At 37.4% G+C, this 17,032-nt stretch carries 16 protein-coding genes and 1 other annotated feature; of the genes, 14 read left to right on the top strand and 2 right to left on the bottom strand.

From position 1 onward, the window contains the following. Nucleotides 1–11 precede the first annotated feature (11 nt). The 9 genes from fabF (at nucleotide 12) to KW850_RS25200 (ending at nucleotide 9,196) form a co-directional block, all read left to right on the top strand. Complete coding sequence (gene fabF / locus KW850_RS25240) at nucleotides 12–1,250, top strand: beta-ketoacyl-ACP synthase II (RefSeq protein WP_218350519.1); 1,239 nt, start codon at nucleotides 12–14, stop codon at nucleotides 1,248–1,250. A gap of 129 nt (nucleotides 1,251–1,379) precedes the next feature. Next, nucleotides 1,380–2,180 carry a DUF2268 domain-containing putative Zn-dependent protease gene (locus tag KW850_RS25235; RefSeq protein ID WP_218350518.1) on the top strand — a complete coding sequence of 267 codons (801 nt, stop codon included), beginning with the start codon at nucleotides 1,380–1,382 and terminating at the stop codon, nucleotides 2,178–2,180. Nucleotides 2,181–2,320: 140 nt separating this feature from the next. Then, nucleotides 2,321–3,343 (top strand): ABC transporter ATP-binding protein, encoded by a 1,023-nt coding sequence (locus KW850_RS25230; RefSeq protein WP_218350517.1) that lies wholly within the window; start codon nucleotides 2,321–2,323, stop codon nucleotides 3,341–3,343. After that, nucleotides 3,343–4,353, top strand: a complete 1,011-nt coding sequence (locus KW850_RS25225) for an ABC transporter ATP-binding protein (protein ID WP_218350516.1) — start codon at nucleotides 3,343–3,345, stop codon at nucleotides 4,351–4,353. Before KW850_RS25230 ends, KW850_RS25225 begins: the two co-directional genes overlap by 1 nt. A gap of 38 nt (nucleotides 4,354–4,391) precedes the next feature. Continuing rightward, a complete protein-coding gene (opp4A, locus tag KW850_RS25220) occupies nucleotides 4,392–6,107 on the top strand; it encodes an oligopeptide ABC transporter substrate-binding protein (protein WP_218350515.1) in 1,716 nt (571 codons plus the stop codon). Between the two features lie 160 nt (nucleotides 6,108–6,267). Next, nucleotides 6,268–7,233, top strand: coding sequence for an oligopeptide ABC transporter permease (opp4B, locus tag KW850_RS25215; protein WP_218350514.1), 966 nt, complete (start codon nucleotides 6,268–6,270; stop codon nucleotides 7,231–7,233). A 13-nt stretch (nucleotides 7,234–7,246) separates the two neighbouring features. Continuing rightward, a complete protein-coding gene (gene opp4C / locus KW850_RS25210; RefSeq protein WP_218350513.1) occupies nucleotides 7,247–8,158 on the top strand; it encodes an oligopeptide ABC transporter permease in 912 nt (303 codons plus the stop codon). A gap of 35 nt (nucleotides 8,159–8,193) precedes the next feature. Continuing rightward, nucleotides 8,194–8,355 carry a hypothetical protein gene (locus KW850_RS25205; RefSeq protein WP_218350512.1) on the top strand — a complete coding sequence of 54 codons (162 nt, stop codon included), beginning with the start codon at nucleotides 8,194–8,196 and terminating at the stop codon, nucleotides 8,353–8,355. A 94-nt stretch (nucleotides 8,356–8,449) separates the two neighbouring features. After that, on the top strand, nucleotides 8,450–9,196 hold the full coding sequence (locus KW850_RS25200) for a YjbA family protein (protein ID WP_218350511.1): 747 nt from the start codon (nucleotides 8,450–8,452) through the stop codon (nucleotides 9,194–9,196). A gap of 54 nt (nucleotides 9,197–9,250) precedes the next feature. Here the strand turns inward: KW850_RS25200 and trpS are convergent, their stop codons facing one another. Both trpS and KW850_RS25190 read right to left on the bottom strand, forming a co-directional pair. Continuing rightward, a complete protein-coding gene (trpS, locus tag KW850_RS25195; protein WP_218350565.1) occupies nucleotides 9,251–10,243 on the bottom strand; it encodes a tryptophan--tRNA ligase in 993 nt (330 codons plus the stop codon). Between the two features lie 51 nt (nucleotides 10,244–10,294). Further along, nucleotides 10,295–10,548, bottom strand: a binding site (T-box leader). A gap of 55 nt (nucleotides 10,549–10,603) precedes the next feature. Next, a complete protein-coding gene (locus KW850_RS25190; RefSeq protein ID WP_218350510.1) occupies nucleotides 10,604–10,960 on the bottom strand; it encodes a DUF3899 domain-containing protein in 357 nt (118 codons plus the stop codon). 221 nt (nucleotides 10,961–11,181) lie between these two features. On the opposite strand from KW850_RS25190, the gene KW850_RS25185 reads away from it, so the two are divergent. The 5 genes from KW850_RS25185 to KW850_RS25165 all read left to right on the top strand — a co-directional run bounded on the left by KW850_RS25185 (nucleotide 11,182) and on the right by KW850_RS25165 (nucleotide 16,994). Beyond that, nucleotides 11,182–12,873, top strand: a complete 1,692-nt coding sequence (locus tag KW850_RS25185; protein ID WP_218350509.1) for a peptide ABC transporter substrate-binding protein — start codon at nucleotides 11,182–11,184, stop codon at nucleotides 12,871–12,873. A 112-nt stretch (nucleotides 12,874–12,985) separates the two neighbouring features. Then, nucleotides 12,986–13,918: an oligopeptide ABC transporter permease gene (gene opp3b, locus KW850_RS25180; RefSeq protein ID WP_218350508.1), complete on the top strand. Its 933-nt coding sequence runs from the start codon at nucleotides 12,986–12,988 to the stop codon at nucleotides 13,916–13,918. Continuing rightward, on the top strand, nucleotides 13,915–14,943 hold the full coding sequence (gene opp3C / locus KW850_RS25175) for an oligopeptide ABC transporter permease (RefSeq protein ID WP_218350507.1): 1,029 nt from the start codon (nucleotides 13,915–13,917) through the stop codon (nucleotides 14,941–14,943). Before opp3b ends, opp3C begins: the two co-directional genes overlap by 4 nt. 17 nt (nucleotides 14,944–14,960) lie before the next feature. Next, entirely contained in the window at nucleotides 14,961–16,055 is a 1,095-nt protein-coding gene (locus KW850_RS25170) for an ABC transporter ATP-binding protein (protein ID WP_218350506.1), read from the top strand. Then, nucleotides 16,056–16,994: an ABC transporter ATP-binding protein gene (locus KW850_RS25165; protein WP_218350505.1), complete on the top strand. Its 939-nt coding sequence runs from the start codon at nucleotides 16,056–16,058 to the stop codon at nucleotides 16,992–16,994. Nucleotides 16,995–17,032: the final 38 nt, after the last annotated feature.

The raw sequence follows: 17,032 nt of genomic DNA, 5'->3' as shown, positions 1-17,032 counted from the left end.
AGATAGATATTATGGAAAATCGCAGGGTTGTAGTGACAGGCATCGGTGCCGTAACGCCGCTTGGAAATGATGCCGAAACAACATGGAAAAACATATTAGAAGGGAAATCTGGAATTGGTCCTTTGACGAGGGTCAATGCAGATGAATATCCAGCAAAAGTTGCCGCAGAATCAACGGATTTTGATCCTGAAGCTTTTATGGATAGAAAAGATGCCCGTAAAATGGACCGGTTTACACAATTTGCAGTGGCATCTGCATTAATGGCAGTGAAAGATGCGAATTTAACGATTAACGAAGATAACTCCCATCGTGTTGGAGTATGGATTGGTTCAGGAATTGGTGGTATGGAAACCTTTGAACAGCAATTTGAAATATTTCAGAACAGAGGCTACAAGCGGGTAAGCCCATTTTTTGTACCGATGTTAATTCCTGATATGGCTACTGGACAAGTTTCCATTACATTAGGTGCGAGGGGCTTCAATTCATGTACGGTAACTGCCTGCGCAACAGGGACAAATTCCATTGGTGATGCCTTTAAAGTAATACAACGTGGCGATGCAGATGCAATGATAACGGGTGGAGCGGAAGCACCGATTACAAAAATGTCTGTCGCAGGCTTTTGTGCAAATACCGCCCTTTCCACAAATCCAGACCCTAAGACGGCTAGCAGACCGTTCGATAAAAACCGTGATGGATTTGTCATTGGTGAAGGTGCAGGGATTATTGTGTTAGAAGAACTTGAACATGCCTTAGCACGTGGTGCAAAAATTTACGCAGAAATTGTCGGCTATGGGGCAACGGGTGATGCCTATCATATTACTGCACCAGCACCTGGTGGTGAAGGTGGTGCTCGTGCTATGAAAATGGCCATCAATGATGGAGGGCTAAAACCTGAGGAAATTGATTATGTTAACGCCCATGGTACGAGCACAGAATATAATGATAAGTTTGAAACCCTAGCCGTTAAAGAAGTATTCGGTGAGCACGCCTATAAATTAGCCATCAGCTCAACAAAATCTATGACAGGGCATCTTCTAGGTGCCGCTGGCGGGGTAGAAGCGATTTTTACAGTTTTAGCGATCAGAGACAGTATGCTTCCACCAACCATTAATTATGAAACACCAGATCCTGAATGCGACTTAGATTATGTAGCAAATAAAGCACGTCCAATGGAAATTAAAGCAGCGATGAGTAATTCATTAGGCTTTGGCGGGCACAACGCAACGATAGTATTCAAAAAATACGAATGAGTCTTTTGATCGACCAGACTAATGTCTGGTCGTTTTTTTTTTTTTGCCATTTTAATCATTTTTATCTATGAACCACTTTTTATTACCTTCATAAACTGTTCAGAGGGTTAAAGTTAATGGGGTGAAGTTATGGGAATCATTCGAACGGATCAATGGTTAATGAATGAGTTTGAAAGGCCGGTTAAGATGTGTGAAAAACTTGAACCATTTTTTAAAAAGCAAACTTCAAAGGAAATATACAATCAATTAGTGAATTTTGGGATGTACCGACCGTCTCGATCCGCTTGGATTATGTATGATCGAATGAAGGAACAAAATGCGTGGGATCAAGTAGAACAACTCTTTCATCAATATAAAGAAAAATGGAATGGCCCTGATATACCTGTTTTTCTCTTTCCTGTAGCACAAGCGGGCGGATTCTTTTTCAGAGAAGGTAAGAGTAAAGCGGGAGTTTCGTTCCCAGATAAAATGTTTCTTTTTCTCTCGCATTGTGAAGATTTGAAGGAAATAGAGGCACTATTGGTCCATGAATACCATCACGTCTGCCGGCTTTCTCTGTTAAATAAAAGAATGGAAGACTATACCTTGCTTGATTCCATTATCATTGAAGGTCTAGCAGAATATGCTGTTTTAAAAAATTGCGGTTCGGAATATTTAGCTTCATGGTGCCGTATGTATAGTGAAAAGGAGCTCATTATGTTTTGGGATAAATATATAAAAAAACAACTAGCCAAGAAAAAAAATGAAAGAGTACACGATGAATTACTGTATGGGAAGGGAAGGTTGCCTAATTTACTCGGATATGCAATGGGATATAGTATTGTTAAACATTATTACGAATCCCATCATTATTCTACGAAACTATCTTTTTCGAATCCCGCAAAAAAATACCTAGATATCTATAATAATTACCTCGAAAAAAGCCAATAAAATTAGGGTTTTAAAAAGAAAAAATTTAGTAAATATTTTTAATTTTTTAAAAAAATATTGCTTTTGTAACAATTCCGTAATAGAATTTTTATTAAATAGTTTGAATAAACAGAATAATTTAAAAAGTTAGAGGGTGTACTATGAGCACAAAAAAAACGCTGCACAAAGAGGCACCACTGCTAGAAGTCAAAAATTTAGAGACTGCATTTGATATTGAGGGAACTGATTATAATGCAGTTGAAAATGTTTCATTTAATGTTAAGCCTAGGCAAATTGTTGGTATTGTTGGGGAGTCTGGTTGTGGCAAATCAGTCATGAGTCTCTCCATTATGAAGTTACTGCCTAAAGGAAGCGGTAAAATTAAGGCAGGAGAGGTTATATTTGATGGAGTAAATCTTGAGAAAATGTCAGAATCTCAAATCAATAGAATTCGCGGAAAAGACGTCTCGATGATTTTTCAAGAGCCGATGACTTCATTAAATCCGGTCTTTACCATTGGCTATCAACTACAAGAGGTCCTTTTTAATCATTTAAAAATTACTAAGAAAGAGGCTAGGCAAAGGTCGATCGCCCTATTAAAAAGTGTTGGCATTTCAAGACCTGATAAAATAATTGATGAGTATCCACATCAACTATCTGGAGGAATGAGACAGCGGGTTATGATTGCGATTGCCATCGCATGTCAGCCTAAATTATTAATTGCGGATGAACCAACAACTGCGCTTGACGTTACGGTTCAAGCTCAAATATTAGAACTTCTAAAAGAAATTCAAGCTGTAAATGACATGTCCGTTATTTTAATCACACATGATTTAGGTGTAATAGCTGAAATGTGTGATGAAGTAATGGTGATGTACGCTGGAAGGATTGTGGAAAGAACTGATGTTGATACTCTTTTCCACAATCCAAAACATCCATATACTAGTTTACTTTTAGGTGCAATCCCGAAAATGGATGGACAAGAAGAACGGTTAAGTGCTATTAAGGGAATCGTGCCATCACTTATAAATATGCCGAAAACAGGCTGTCGTTTTGCAAATCGATGTCCTAAATCAATGCCCGAGTGCACTACAATTACCCCATTACTTGAAGATGTAGAACATGGCCATGAAGTTGCCTGCTTGCTCTATGAAACAAGTAAACCGAAAGAAGGGGTGAGTTAATGAGTACTGTTTCAATACATAAACAGGGAGGGCAATCTCCCTTGCAATCTGAAAATCTATTAGAGATTAAAAATCTTAAAACCTATTACCCAGTTAAGGGCGGATTTTTAAAGCGTACGATTGGGAATGTAAAAGCAGTAGATAATATCTCATTTGAGATTAAAAGAGGAGAAACACTTGGACTGGTTGGTGAATCCGGCTGTGGTAAATCAACTGCAGGGAGAACCATTCTTCGACTATTAAAGCCAACCGAAGGCCAGATTTTCTTTAACGGGAAAGACATTACTAAAGTAACAGGCAGATCACTGCGAGAGATTCGAAAAGATATGCAAATGGTGTTTCAGGATCCGTACGCTTCTTTGAATCCGATGCAAATGGTCGGAGATATTATTGCAGAACCTATTTATACCTTTTCTAAAAAAACGAAGGCTGAATTAAAACAGGAAGTCATGGATTTATTAAATAAAGTAGGTTTACCGCCAGATGCTTATTATAAGTATGCACATGAGTTTTCTGGGGGGCAGCGCCAAAGAATTGGAATTGCTAGAGCGCTTGCACTAAAGCCGAAACTAATTATTGCTGATGAACCAGTTTCAGCACTAGACGTTTCCGTTCAATCACAGGTTTTAAACCTGTTAAAAGACTTACAGGAAGAATTTAACCTTACTTTTCTTTTTATTGCCCACGACTTAAGTGTTGTTAAACACATGAGTGATCGAATTGGTGTCATGTACTTAGGGAATATGGTTGAGGTTGCGGATAAAGACAGCTTATACACGGAGCCTCTCCATCCATATACTCAAGCATTAATTTCTGCAATTCCATCGCCTGATCCAAGGATAAAAAAGGAGCGGATTATCCTAAAAGGGGATGTGCCAAGTCCAATCAATCCACCAACGGGTTGCTCATTCCATCCGCGCTGCCCTATGGCAATGGAGGAATGTTCTAAAAGTAAGCCGGTACTAAAGGAGGTGAAGCCCTCTCATCGAGTAGCTTGCCACCTTTATTAAATAAGTGGGAAAAATAAAAATCATAGGGGGGTAAACAAATGAAGAAGAGAAGTATGCTTCTGTTAGCAGCATTAATGCTAGTCCTATCCGCTTTTTTAGCGGCTTGCAGCGGCGGAGAAAAAGCAGGAACATCGAACAATGAAAATGATGGAAAGTCTGGTGAAACATCCGAAAAACCACAAGATGGCGGAACACTAGTTTATGCATTGGATTCTGCACCTGAGGGTAAGTTTAACTACACTTTCTATGGAAATGCAACGGATCAATATGTAATTGATTTTTTTGATGAAAACCTAATTGATTATGACGAAAACTTAAAAGCACAGCCGCATATCGCTTCATGGAAAACGACGGACAATAAAGTGTTTGATTTTGAAATTAAACAAGGCGTCAAGTGGCATAATGGCGATGAATTATCAGTTAAAGACTGGGAATTCGCACTGAAAGTTATTGCTGATAAGGATTATGATGGTCCACGTTTTGATAACGTAAGAAATATCGTGGGCGCACAAGATTATCATGATGGAAAAGCGAAAGAAATCGCTGGTATAAAAGTTATTGACGATTACCACATTCAAATTACATTTGATAAAGCTCGTGTAAACAACCTGGATAATCTTTGGACATACCCTATGAACCGTACTGAATTTAAAGGCATGGCAGTGAAAGATATGATGGGATCTGAACAAGTTCGGACAAAGCCTGTTGGTTTAGGACCATTTAAAGTAACGAAAGTTATCCCAGGTGAATCCATTGAAATGGAACGCTTTGATGATTACTTTGGCGGCAAACCACATATCGAAAAAGTTGTTATTAAAGTTATCGATCCATCTCTTTCTGTTGGAGAACTTAAAAACGGAACGCTTGATATGACATCTTTCCATCCGAGTATTATTGATCAAGTGAAAGCACTTGATAATGTAAATGCAGTAACATATCCTGGCGTAAGCTATTACTATGTTGGTTTCAGATTAGGTACTTGGGATGGCGAGAAAAACGTCATGAACGAACCTAAATACCAAGAGAAAAAGCTTCGTGAAGCAATGTATTATGCAATTAATCGTGAAGAATGGGTTAAGGCGTTTTTCTTTGGAGTTGGTAAACCAGTAAACCGTCCAATCCCTACAAATCATTGGATCGCGGCACCTAATGACGAATTAGAGCAATACAAGTATGATCCTGAAAAAGCTAAAGCATTATTAGATGAAGCAGGATACAAAGATGTAGATGGCGATGGCTTCCGTGAAGATCCAAATGGTAAGAAATTTGTTGTAAACTTTAGCCACTATGCCACTGATAACCCTACATTTGAATCCCGTGCCAAGGCAATGACTCAATATTGGGAAGCGGTTGGCTTAAAAACGAAATTAACTATGACGGATGTAAACCTTTATTACGAAATGCTTGATAAAGCTGATAAATCAATGGAAGTATTCTTCGGTGGTTGGTCAACTGGTTCAGACCCAGATCCGACACCACTTTGGGGATCAAAAGCAGTTTGGAACTATCCACGCTGGGTAAATGCTGAAAGCGATAAATTGCTAGATCAAGCACTTGATATCAAAGTAGTTGGAACAGATAACGAGAAACGTAAGGACCTATATGTCCAATGGCAAAAACTATTCATGCAAGATCTGCCTGCACTACCAATTGCGGAGCTAGAGGAAACAATGGCTGTAAGCAAACGAGTTCAGAACGTTAAATTTGACGTTTCTGGTATGAATCGTCCAAATGAATGGTGGATTAAGCAATAGGTACGGTTTTATTAAGTTGTAATAAGAATTATACAAGAGCTTAAAAATACCAACTTAATCTTTCAAATGGGAGAAGGCTTACTTCTCCCATTTGAACAAGTTGAGTGTTGGTTCTACACAACTTGTTGTTACCAAAGCTTATTAGACAAGGAGAATGCACATGTTGAAATATGCATTTCGAAGAATATTGGGAATGATTCCAATGTTACTCCTTACCTCCATTGTTGTATTCACCTTGGCAAAATTAATGCCGGGCGATTCGTTAAGTGGAGAAATTGATCCAAGAAATACTAATCCAGAGTATATCGCGGAAATGAGGGAGAAATTGGGTTATAACGACCCGCTGCCTCAGCAGTATTTCCGTTGGATTAGTGGTTTCGTGGAGGGGGATTTTGGGAAATCAACACGTTTTAAAATAGAGGTATCTGAGGTTATTGGAGAACGACTCCCTAACACCATACTTTTAGGTTTTTCATCTATATTAATAACCTATATCCTCGCATTTTTAATGGGGTCCTATGCAGGGCGAAAGCCATATACCTTAACAGATAACCTAATTGGAGGATTAAATTACATAGGTTTGGCCATACCATCTTTTATTGCTGGGGTATTCGCCATCTTTTTCTTTTCATTTACACTTGGATGGTTTCCTTCAAATGGCTCAGTAGATATTGGTGTAACAGATGGAACATTTGAATGGTGGTTAAGCCGGTTCCATCATGTATTTTTACCAGCAGTTGTTCTTGGATTATTAAGTACAGCAAGTTATACCCAATTTTTACGGAATGATATTATTGAAAACAGCCGTAAGGATTATGTTCGTACAGCCCGTGCAAAAGGCACTCCCGAAAGAAAGATATACAATGTTCATATTTTAAGAAACTCCATTATTCCACTTATAACCTTTTTAGGCTTTGATATCGTTGCCATCATAAGTGGCGCCATCATCACCGAGACCATTTTTACTTATCCTGGTCTTGGACAACTATTCCTGCAATCTGTCGGGACGCGGGATTATCCAGTACTTTTGACGTTGACGATGTTATTCTCTTTCTTAACACTAATAGGCAACTTAATTGCTGATGTTTTATATGGTGTTGTAGATCCGAGAATTAGGCTAGATTAGGGGGCGAGAATAAATGCAAATAGTAACACAAAATGAGAGAGAAGTTTTAGTAACACCCCCGAAAAAAAGTTTATCTCCTTTTGCAATTGCCCGAAAAAAGTTTATGAAAAATAAATTGGCAATGACAAGTCTTATCTTCTTACTGGTTGTTACTATAGTTTCGATCCTTGCACCTTATATTACCACTGCGGATATTACCAGAATTAACATAGGCCAAATGTCGTTAGAACCATCTAGTAAACATTGGCTGGGTACGGACAAGTCAGGACGCGATGTCTTTACAAGATTACTTTATGGCGGGCGCATATCGTTGTTAGTAGGGATAAGTTGTACATTATTTGTTATTTTAATTGGCACGTTAATCGGCTCTATTTCAGGATATTTTGGCGGTGCTGTTGATAGCTTATTAATGAGATTTACTGATTTTATCTTAAACTTTCCTTTTCTTGTATTTGTCATTGTCTTAAATGCCATTCTTTTTGGAAAAGTAAACGGGTTATGGGTCTTAATTGGAACGATTAGCTTACTAAGTTGGGGGGGGATTGCACGAATTGTCCGTAGTAAGATTCTTGCAGAAAAAGAAAATGAATATATTACTGCAGCCATTTCTATTGGTTGTTCACCAACAAAAGTAATCGTTAAACATTTACTTCCAAATATACTATCTACAATTATTGTTCAAGCGACGATTACCTTTGCTACAATGATTGTTGCTGAAACAGGCTTAAGTTTTCTTGGCTTTGGAGTGCCTCAAGAAATTCCGAGTTGGGGAAATATGTTGAATTCCGCCAACGAACCCGATGTTCTCCAATTTAAACTATGGATCTGGGTCCCGCCTGCATTAATAATCACAATTACCATCTTATCGATTAACTTTATCGGAGAAGGCCTCAAGGATGCCTTTAATCCAAAATCAAAACGATAAAAATCTGCCATTAACATGGTAGATTTTTTTTTGCTTTGGCTATGTTAAAACTTATTGTTGATTTTGGCACCCTGTTGATTGCAGTGGAAGGCGCGAAGACTCCTGCGGGAGTCTCCCCGGACCGCCAGCGAACCGTAAGCGCCTGGAGCGGAAATCAACATAATAAAAGGAAGTGGAAAAATAAACGAAGTTCATAAATGGAATTGGAGCAAAATATATATAAAGGAATAATTTAACTAAGGTCTGCCCATACTGATTTACAAACAGTTTCTTGAAGTGAGGGGTTGTACAATGTTGTATCTTCATGATGTATGGGTAAATTGGTTTGAAGGGGAAGAAAACGGATATAATGTTTGTCACTTTCATGAATGGCGTAAGGATGATGGGGTAGAACTGTTGGACCAAGTGCCATTAGTGAAAGTTGAACCGATTTTGTTTAACTACATTGAAAATGATTTGTCAGAGTTGCCTCAACAGCTTCTAGATGATATTTATCAGAAGGCATATTTGAGAAAAAACCATGAAAGAGTTCAACTTGACTATTGCTTTGTCGTAACAGATGGAATAGGTATTTTGGCAATTGACACAATTGGCTATAATATCCCAATTCGTAAAAGTAGGTTGATTCCAAGACAAGAGCAGTTGGTTTATGAAATGATTGGTCAACATGAGGCGAATAAATACCACTTTTATGAGCAGCCAAAGTTGAAGGACTATCACATTCTTTCACCTGAACCGGAATTGATGAGGGGTTTAACTAGAAAAGAACGTCAATTAAAACAACTGTTATTTATGGCCCTTGACCAATTACTTTCATCGAGTAATGAAGCAGAAGTAAGGTATTGGTATACTGAATGGTGTCCAGAGAATTATTCAACGATTCAAGAATTAAATTTTGAAGCAGCTTGGGAACAGTTATTTGAGGAAACAAAGGATGGCTGGTCGAAGAGACATGAAACATTTTGTGAAAATCTTATAAAAGGACAGCCGTTTTTTGAGAAACTTTGGGAAATGGAACACGGTCCAAAAGTAAATTAAAAGCCTGACTCAAAAGATATGAACAACATATCTTTTGGGTACAGGCTTTTTTTATTACCTTTTTCTTCTGCCAAGGCCCATCGCTTTTTCCATTTTTTTAAGGGTTTTATTAGCCACTAGATTTGCTTTTTCGGCACCCTCATCTAATATACGGTCAAGCTCTGATGATTCAAGTAATTCATAGTACCTATCTTGAATTGGTTTAAAGACATTAACAACAACATCGGCCAGGTCGCTTTTAAAATCACCATACCCTTTTCCTTCATACATTGCTTCAATTTCAGGTATTGACATTCCGCCCAAGATCGAATAAATCGACAATAAGTTTGATATACCAGGCTTGTTTTCTTTATCGAATTTAACAATCCCTTCGGAATCGGTAACAGCACTTTTAATCTTTTTGACAATTTGCTTTGGATCATCCAAGGGTGTGATATTTGCTTTTAGATTTGGATCGGATTTGCTCATTTTCTTCGTTGGTTCTTGCAGTGACATAATTCTAGCACCAACCTTAGGAATACTAATTTCAGGTATGGTTAATATGTCACTGTATTTTTTATTAAATCGCTCAGCTAAGTCACGAGTTAATTCCATATGTTGCTTTTGATCTTCTCCTACAGGGACTAGATCCGTGTTATATAGAAGAATATCAGCTGCCATAAGGGGAGGATAGGTTAATAAACTAGCCTGAACTGCCTCTTTTCCCGTCGATTTATCCTTAAATTGAGTCATTCTTTCTAATTCTCCTATATAAGCTACACATTGCATCAACCAACCTGCTTGAGCATGGGCTGGAACCTCTGACTGAACAAACAAAGTAGCTTTGCTAGGATCAATTCCGACTGCAAGATACAATGCAGCTAGGCTTCGGATATTTTTCCGTAATGTTATAGGATCTTGTGGAACTGTAATGGCATGCTGGTCAACAATACAAAAAAAGCAATTGTATTCGTTTTGCATTTCCACAAATTGTTTCATTGCTCCGATATAATTGCCAAGTGTTATCGTTCCGCTTGGCTGAATACCAGAAAAAATCGTTTTCATAATTAACTTCCTCCTAAAAAATATATAAAAAAAACCATTCATCCCCCAAAAACGAATAGGGACGAATGGTTCGCGGTACCACCCTAAATTACTCCAATAAGAGTCACTCAATGCCCAAAATCATCTCAAAGAAAATTTGGACCCCTTTTAACGCAAGGTTACGTCTAATCCTACTTTATAATACACAATAATATCAGTTCAGACAGAGGCTCAAAAGTCCATTCCGTATTTATTCGTGTTTGTTTTCACCATCCACAAACTCTCTGAAACGAAGGAAAATACGTACTATTCTTTATCATTGCCTTTTAAGTAACTATACAATTGACCTTATTATAATGAAACGAATAATTAATTTCAAGTCAGTTAAAAATAATATATGACCAGTGCAATTGCCATAAACAGTCCAATAATAAGCCCGTAAAAGACCAATGGTTTATGATTGAATGTGACAAGTTCTGATAGAGGGGGAATTTCATCAAATCGTCTTTTATTTTGCCCTCTTTGAAAGGCAAAACTAAATGAACGCGAAATGACATCATAGAAACCTGAATGGATAGTATAAACGAGTAAAGAGGTTAACAATAGTACTGCTGAAAAATAAAAAGATATGTTGATATAGCTTAATAAGGAAACTTTGTGATAGGCAATGAAAGAAATAGAAATTATCGCAAGTTGCGATAACGACAATATTAAGAGTCTTTTCTTAAGTAGATAAGTCACTAAATAACCTCCAAAAGATTGATTTATTAGGGATTCACCTAATTATACTATACAAAAATTCGGGAAAAGTCTAAATTATATCACAGTAAAATGTAATGGTAACGTAAAGATTGTTGCGAATCTGTAAATAAAATTCAAAAAAATAATGTACAATTAGTTGAAAATATGTATAATAGAGAATGTAGTAATTTTTCAGAATAATAGAAAAGGGAGGTCTACTAGTGAAGAAATCAAAACTTTCACTACTTTTAGTACTATCACTAGTTCTTAGCATGTTCCTAGCAGCATGTTCAGGCGGAAACAAGAATGAAGGCAAGGAAAATGAAGGCAAAAATAACACTGGAACTAAAGAAACTGCATTAGCAGATGAGCAAGTTCTGAATGTTCTTGAGTCTGCAGAAATTCCTTCTATGGACAGCGTAATGTCTCAAGACGTATTGAGCTTCACAATGTTAAATGCTACAAACGAAGGTTTATATCGTTTAGATCCAGACCAAAAAGTTATTCCTGGAGTTGCTGAAGCAGCACCAACTTATAATGATGATAAATCTGTTATTACAATTAAATTAAAACAAGATACAAAATGGTCTAATGGTGACCCTGTAACTGCACATGACTTTGTGTATGCATGGCAACGTGCAATTGATCCGAAAGTTGCTGCTCCATACGGTGCATACTTCATGGAAGGCAAAATCAAAAATGCATCTGAAATTGTTGCTGGTAAAGCAAAACTTGAAGATTTAGGTATTAAGGCTCTAGATGATTATACTGTGGAAATCACATTAGTAAGACCGCTTCCATACATCGAATCTTACTTAACTTTCCCATTGTTCTTCCCACAAAACAAAAAGTTTGTTGAAGCGGAAGGCGCTAACTATGCGAAAGATGCTACACACCTACTATACAATGGTCCATTTAAAATGACTAAGTGGGATGGTCCTACTGGTACTGAGTGGGTATTAGAAAAGAATGCTGATTATGTAAATGCAAAGGACGTTACTTTAGAGAAAATTAACTTTAACGTTTCTAAAGATCCACAAGCATCTGCAAACGCATATACTGCTGGTGAAGCTGATATCACACCGAAGCTTGCACAAGCTGCAATCCTTTCTCAATTTGAAGGACAAAAAGATTTACTTCGCTATCAAGAGCCATCTATCTGGTGGTTAAAAATGAACGAAAAGAACCCAGCTTTAAAGAATGTTAATATCCGTAAAGCAATTGCTCTATCTGTAGACAAAAAAGCGCTAGTAGATGATGTATTAGCAAACGGATCAATCGCTGCTGATTTCCTTGTACCAAAAGGTTTCTCATTCTTAGATGGTAAGGATTTCCGTGATACTGCAGGAACTTACTTAAGCTCTAACAAAGAAGAAGCTAAAAAGCTTTGGGAACAAGGTCTTAAAGAAACTGGCCTTAAAGAAGTTAAATTTACTTATGTAGGTCAAGATACTGAAACTTCAAAAGTAACTGACGCATTCATTAAAGATCAGTTAGAGAAAAACTTACCTGGATTAAAAATTACAATCGAAGCAGTTCCTTTCAAAATTCGTATCGCTCGTGAAGATGCTGAAGATTATGATTTATTAATGGGTGGTTGGGGACCTGACTACGCTGACCCAATGACATACATGGATCTATGGGTTACTGGCGGCGGACAAAACCACATGAGCTATGGCAATCCTGAATTTGATAAGTTAATCAAATCAGCTAGTGAAGAACTTGTAGCTAAGCCACAAGATCGTTGGAAAGCTCTACAAGATGCAGAAAAAATCTTGTTAGAAGATGATGCGGCAATCGCACCACTTTACCAACGTTCAGTTAACTTACTAATCAATCCTAAAGTTCAAGGTTTTGCTCACCATGCATTTGGTCCTGACTATAGTTACCAGTGGATTAAAATCACAAAATAGTAACTATAACTAATCAAATAAGAAGAGAGTATATTTACCAATATACTCTCTTTTTACCTGTATGAGAATTGTCGTAAGATGTCGAAAATTCAATTAATTAGGAGGTGTAGGCATGGTCAAATATATACTAAAACGTGTTGGCTATATGATTATTACACTTTTTATCGTAACATCGCTTACCTTTTTCCTCATGAAGCTAATTCCAGGTAGTCCTTTTAATAACTTCGAAAAGCTTTCTGAAGTTCAGCGAAATATTTTGCTGGATAAATATGGCTTGAATGACCCACTGCCTGTTCAATATTTTAACTATATGGTGAGCTTGGCAAAAGGGGATTTAGGAGTTTCCTTCCAATTTGATAATACCCCTGTGACAGAACTTATTGCTAATCGTCTTGGACCTTCTGCACAATTAGGTTTTCAAGCTATGCTTGTAGGTTCAATTTTAGGTATCTTATTAGGTGTAGTTGCTGCTCTAAAGCAAAACACTTGGATAGATTACGGTTCTACTTTTATCGCAGTAGTTGGTAAATCTATCCCATCATTTATTTTTGCTGGATTAATGCAATATTATATTTCGGTGAAATTAGGTTGGCTACCAGTAATGTTATGGAAAGGACCTGAGTATACGATCCTTCCTACTATTGCACTTGCGATGTTTCCAATCTCAATTGCAGCGCGTTTTATGCGTACTGAAATGGTTGAGGTTTTAGGGTCTGATTATATTACTTTGGCGAGAGCTAAAGGTGCGAGCCGCTGGCAGATTAGCTTTAAGCATGCCTTGAGAAATGCCTTAATTCCTGTTGTAACTGTTTTAGGGCCATTGGCGGTTAGCTTAATGACAGGGTCACTTGTTATTGAGCAAATTTTTGGAATCCCAGGAATCGGTGAGCAGTTCGTTAAATCGATTAATATGAATGATTATCCCGTTATTATGGGAACTAATATATTATTTGCTGTATTATTTATCGTAGTTATCTTGATTGTTGATATTCTTTATGGAATCATCGACCCACGTATTCGTGTATCGGGGGGGAAAACTAAATGAGCAACAAAGATATAACTATTTCAAAGGATATGTTTGCTCCTGTCCATATTGATCCATCAAAAAGTGAAAAAATTTCTAAACCAAGTTTAAATTTCTGGCAGGATTCATGGCTAAGAGTCCGGAAAAATAAAGGTGCTGTAATCAGTATGATAATCTTGGTTATTATGATTATCATGGCATTTGTTGGACCAATGATTACGCCATATTCCTACGATACACAAAACACTAAACATAATAATTTGCCACCTCGAATACAAGGTTTAGAAGATGTTCACTGGCTTCCGTTTGATGGTACCTTGTCAAGAAGAGATGGTACCGAATATAACGCTTATGAAGTTCGTAAGGTGGATGCCTATTATTGGTTTGGTACAGATGGTTTAGGCCGAGACCAATTTGCACGTGTTTGGAAAGGTACACAAGTATCGTTATTTATCGCTTTTATGGCTGCGTTAATTGACATGGCTATTGGGGTTGCATATGGAGCCATCTCAGGTTATCTAGGTGGACGTATAGATAGTGTAATGCAGAGGGTCATTGAGGTAATAGTTGGTATACCGAACCTGATTGTTGTTGTTTTAATGATTCTCGTGTTAAAACCAGGTATTATCCCAATTATTATTGCCTTAACCATTACCGGATGGACAAGTATGGCCCGTGTGGTACGTGCGCAAGTATTGAAATTTAAAGGTCAAGAATTTGTTTTGGCAGCTAAAACCTTAGGTGCATCAAATTCTTCTATTATTTTTAAACACATGATTCCAAATATGTTTGGTGTAATTATTATTAATACGATGTTTTCCATCCCGAATGCAATTTTCTTTGAAGCATTTCTAAGTTTTATCGGGTTAGGATTACAGGAACCTCATGCATCTTTAGGAACATTAGTAAATGCAGGATTTAAATCAATGATTGCTTTTCCGTATCAAATGATTATTCCTTCGATTATGATTGCATTAATCATGGTATGCTTTAACCTTGTTGCAGACGGATTACGTGATGCGTTGGATCCCAAAATGCGTGATTAGAAGGCAGGTGGATGTAAATGGAGAAAATTTTAGAAGTAAAAGATTTAAATATTTCGTTTCATACGTTTTCGGGTGAAGTTAAAGCTATTCGTGGCGTAAGTTTTGATTTATATAATGGTGAAACCCTAGCCATTGTGGGTGAATCTGGTTCCGGTAAATCTGTAACTACCAAATCAATCATGCGTTTACTTCCTGAACACAATTCAGAAATTAAAAGTGGCCAGATTCTATTTGAAGGCAAAGATCTAACAAAATTAAAAGATAAAGAAATGCAAAAAATCCGTGGAAAAGATATATCTATGATTTTCCAGGATCCGATGACTTCTTTAAATCCAACAATGAAAATTGGCAACCAGATTATGGAACCGCTTATAAAACACCAAAACATGAGCAGACACGCTGCAAAGGAAAGAGCAATTGAATTATTAAAGCTAGTTGGTATTCCTAAGGCAGAGTTACGTGTGGATCAATATCCTCATCAGTTCTCCGGTGGTATGAGGCAAAGGGTTGTTATCGCTATTGCTTTGGCATGTAACCCGAAAGTTCTAATTGCTGATGAACCGACAACTGCGCTTGACGTAACCATTCAAGCACAAATTCTTGAATTAATGAAAGATTTGCAAAAGAAAATTGATACATCAATTATCTTTATTACGCATGATCTTGGTGTAGTTGCTAATGTAGCCGACCGTGTTGCTGTTATGTACGGAGGAAAAATAGTTGAAATTGGGACTGCTGATGAGATTTTCTATAATCCAAAGCATCCATATACATGGGGATTAATCAGTTCAATGCCTGATATGGATACCCAAGATGATGAACTATTCTCTATTCCAGGAACACCACCAGATTTATTAGATCCACCAAAAGGGGACGCGTTCGCGCCACGTAACCCATTTGTTATGAAGATTGATTTAGAGCAAGAACCACCTTTCTTCAAAGTGTCTGATACACATTATGCGGCAACTTGGCTGCTGCATCCGGATGCACCAAAAGTTGAACCACCAGCTGCAGTTCTAAGACGACAAAATCAATTTTCTGGAAATGCCGATTTAGTCAAAGTCGGAAATGCTGGTCAAGATCAATTCCCTGGAAAAAAGGGGGGGAAATAAATGGCTCAAAGAGAGAAATTACTTGAGATTAAAAACCTAAAGCAATATTTTAATGAGGGTAAAGCAAACGAAGTAAAAGCTGTTGATAATGTTTCATTTGATATCTATAAGGGTGAAGTAATGGGACTCGTTGGTGAGTCTGGCTGTGGTAAATCCACAACAGGACGTACGATTATCCGTTTGTATGATGCCACTGGTGGAGAAGTTTTGTACGATGGAGTAAACGTTCATGGTAAGAAATCAAAGAAACAATTAAAAGATTTTAACCGAAAAATGCAAATGATCTTCCAAGACCCTTATGCATCTTTAAATCCTAGATTAAAAATAGCGGATGTTATTGCCGAGGGAATTGATATTCATGGTTTAGCAAATTCTAGGCAAGATCGGATGGAGCAAGTGTACCAGCTCTTAGAAACCGTTGGTTTGAACAGAGAGCATGCAAACCGCTATCCACATGAATTTAGTGGTGGTCAGCGTCAACGGATCGGAATAGCACGTGCTCTTGCTGTTCAACCAGAATTTATCATTGCCGATGAACCGATATCTGCATTGGATGTTTCTATCCAAGCTCAGGTTGTAAACTTAATGAGAAAACTACAAAAAGATAAAAACTTAACCTATCTTTTTATAGCTCATGACCTTTCAATGGTAAAATACATTAGTGATCGTATTGGTGTTATGTACTTTGGTAAAATGGTTGAACTTGCACCAGCGGATGAACTTTATAAAAATCCACTTCATCCGTACACACAATCACTTTTATCAGCGATTCCTGCTCCAGATCCGATTAGTGAACGGACGCGAAAACGGAAATCCTATGACCCAGCAAGTCATAACTACGAGCCTAATGAACCAGTGGAGTTTAGAGAAGTAACTCCTGGACACTTTGTGCTTTGTTCAGAGAAAGAATTCAAACAATTCCAATCACAATCTAAATAGCATTAAAAAAAACGATCTCGCTTAGAGATCGTTTTTTT

It is taken from the genome of Bacillus sp. sid0103, from assembly GCF_019219025.1.
This window is presented reverse-complemented; position numbering and strand designations above follow the sequence as displayed.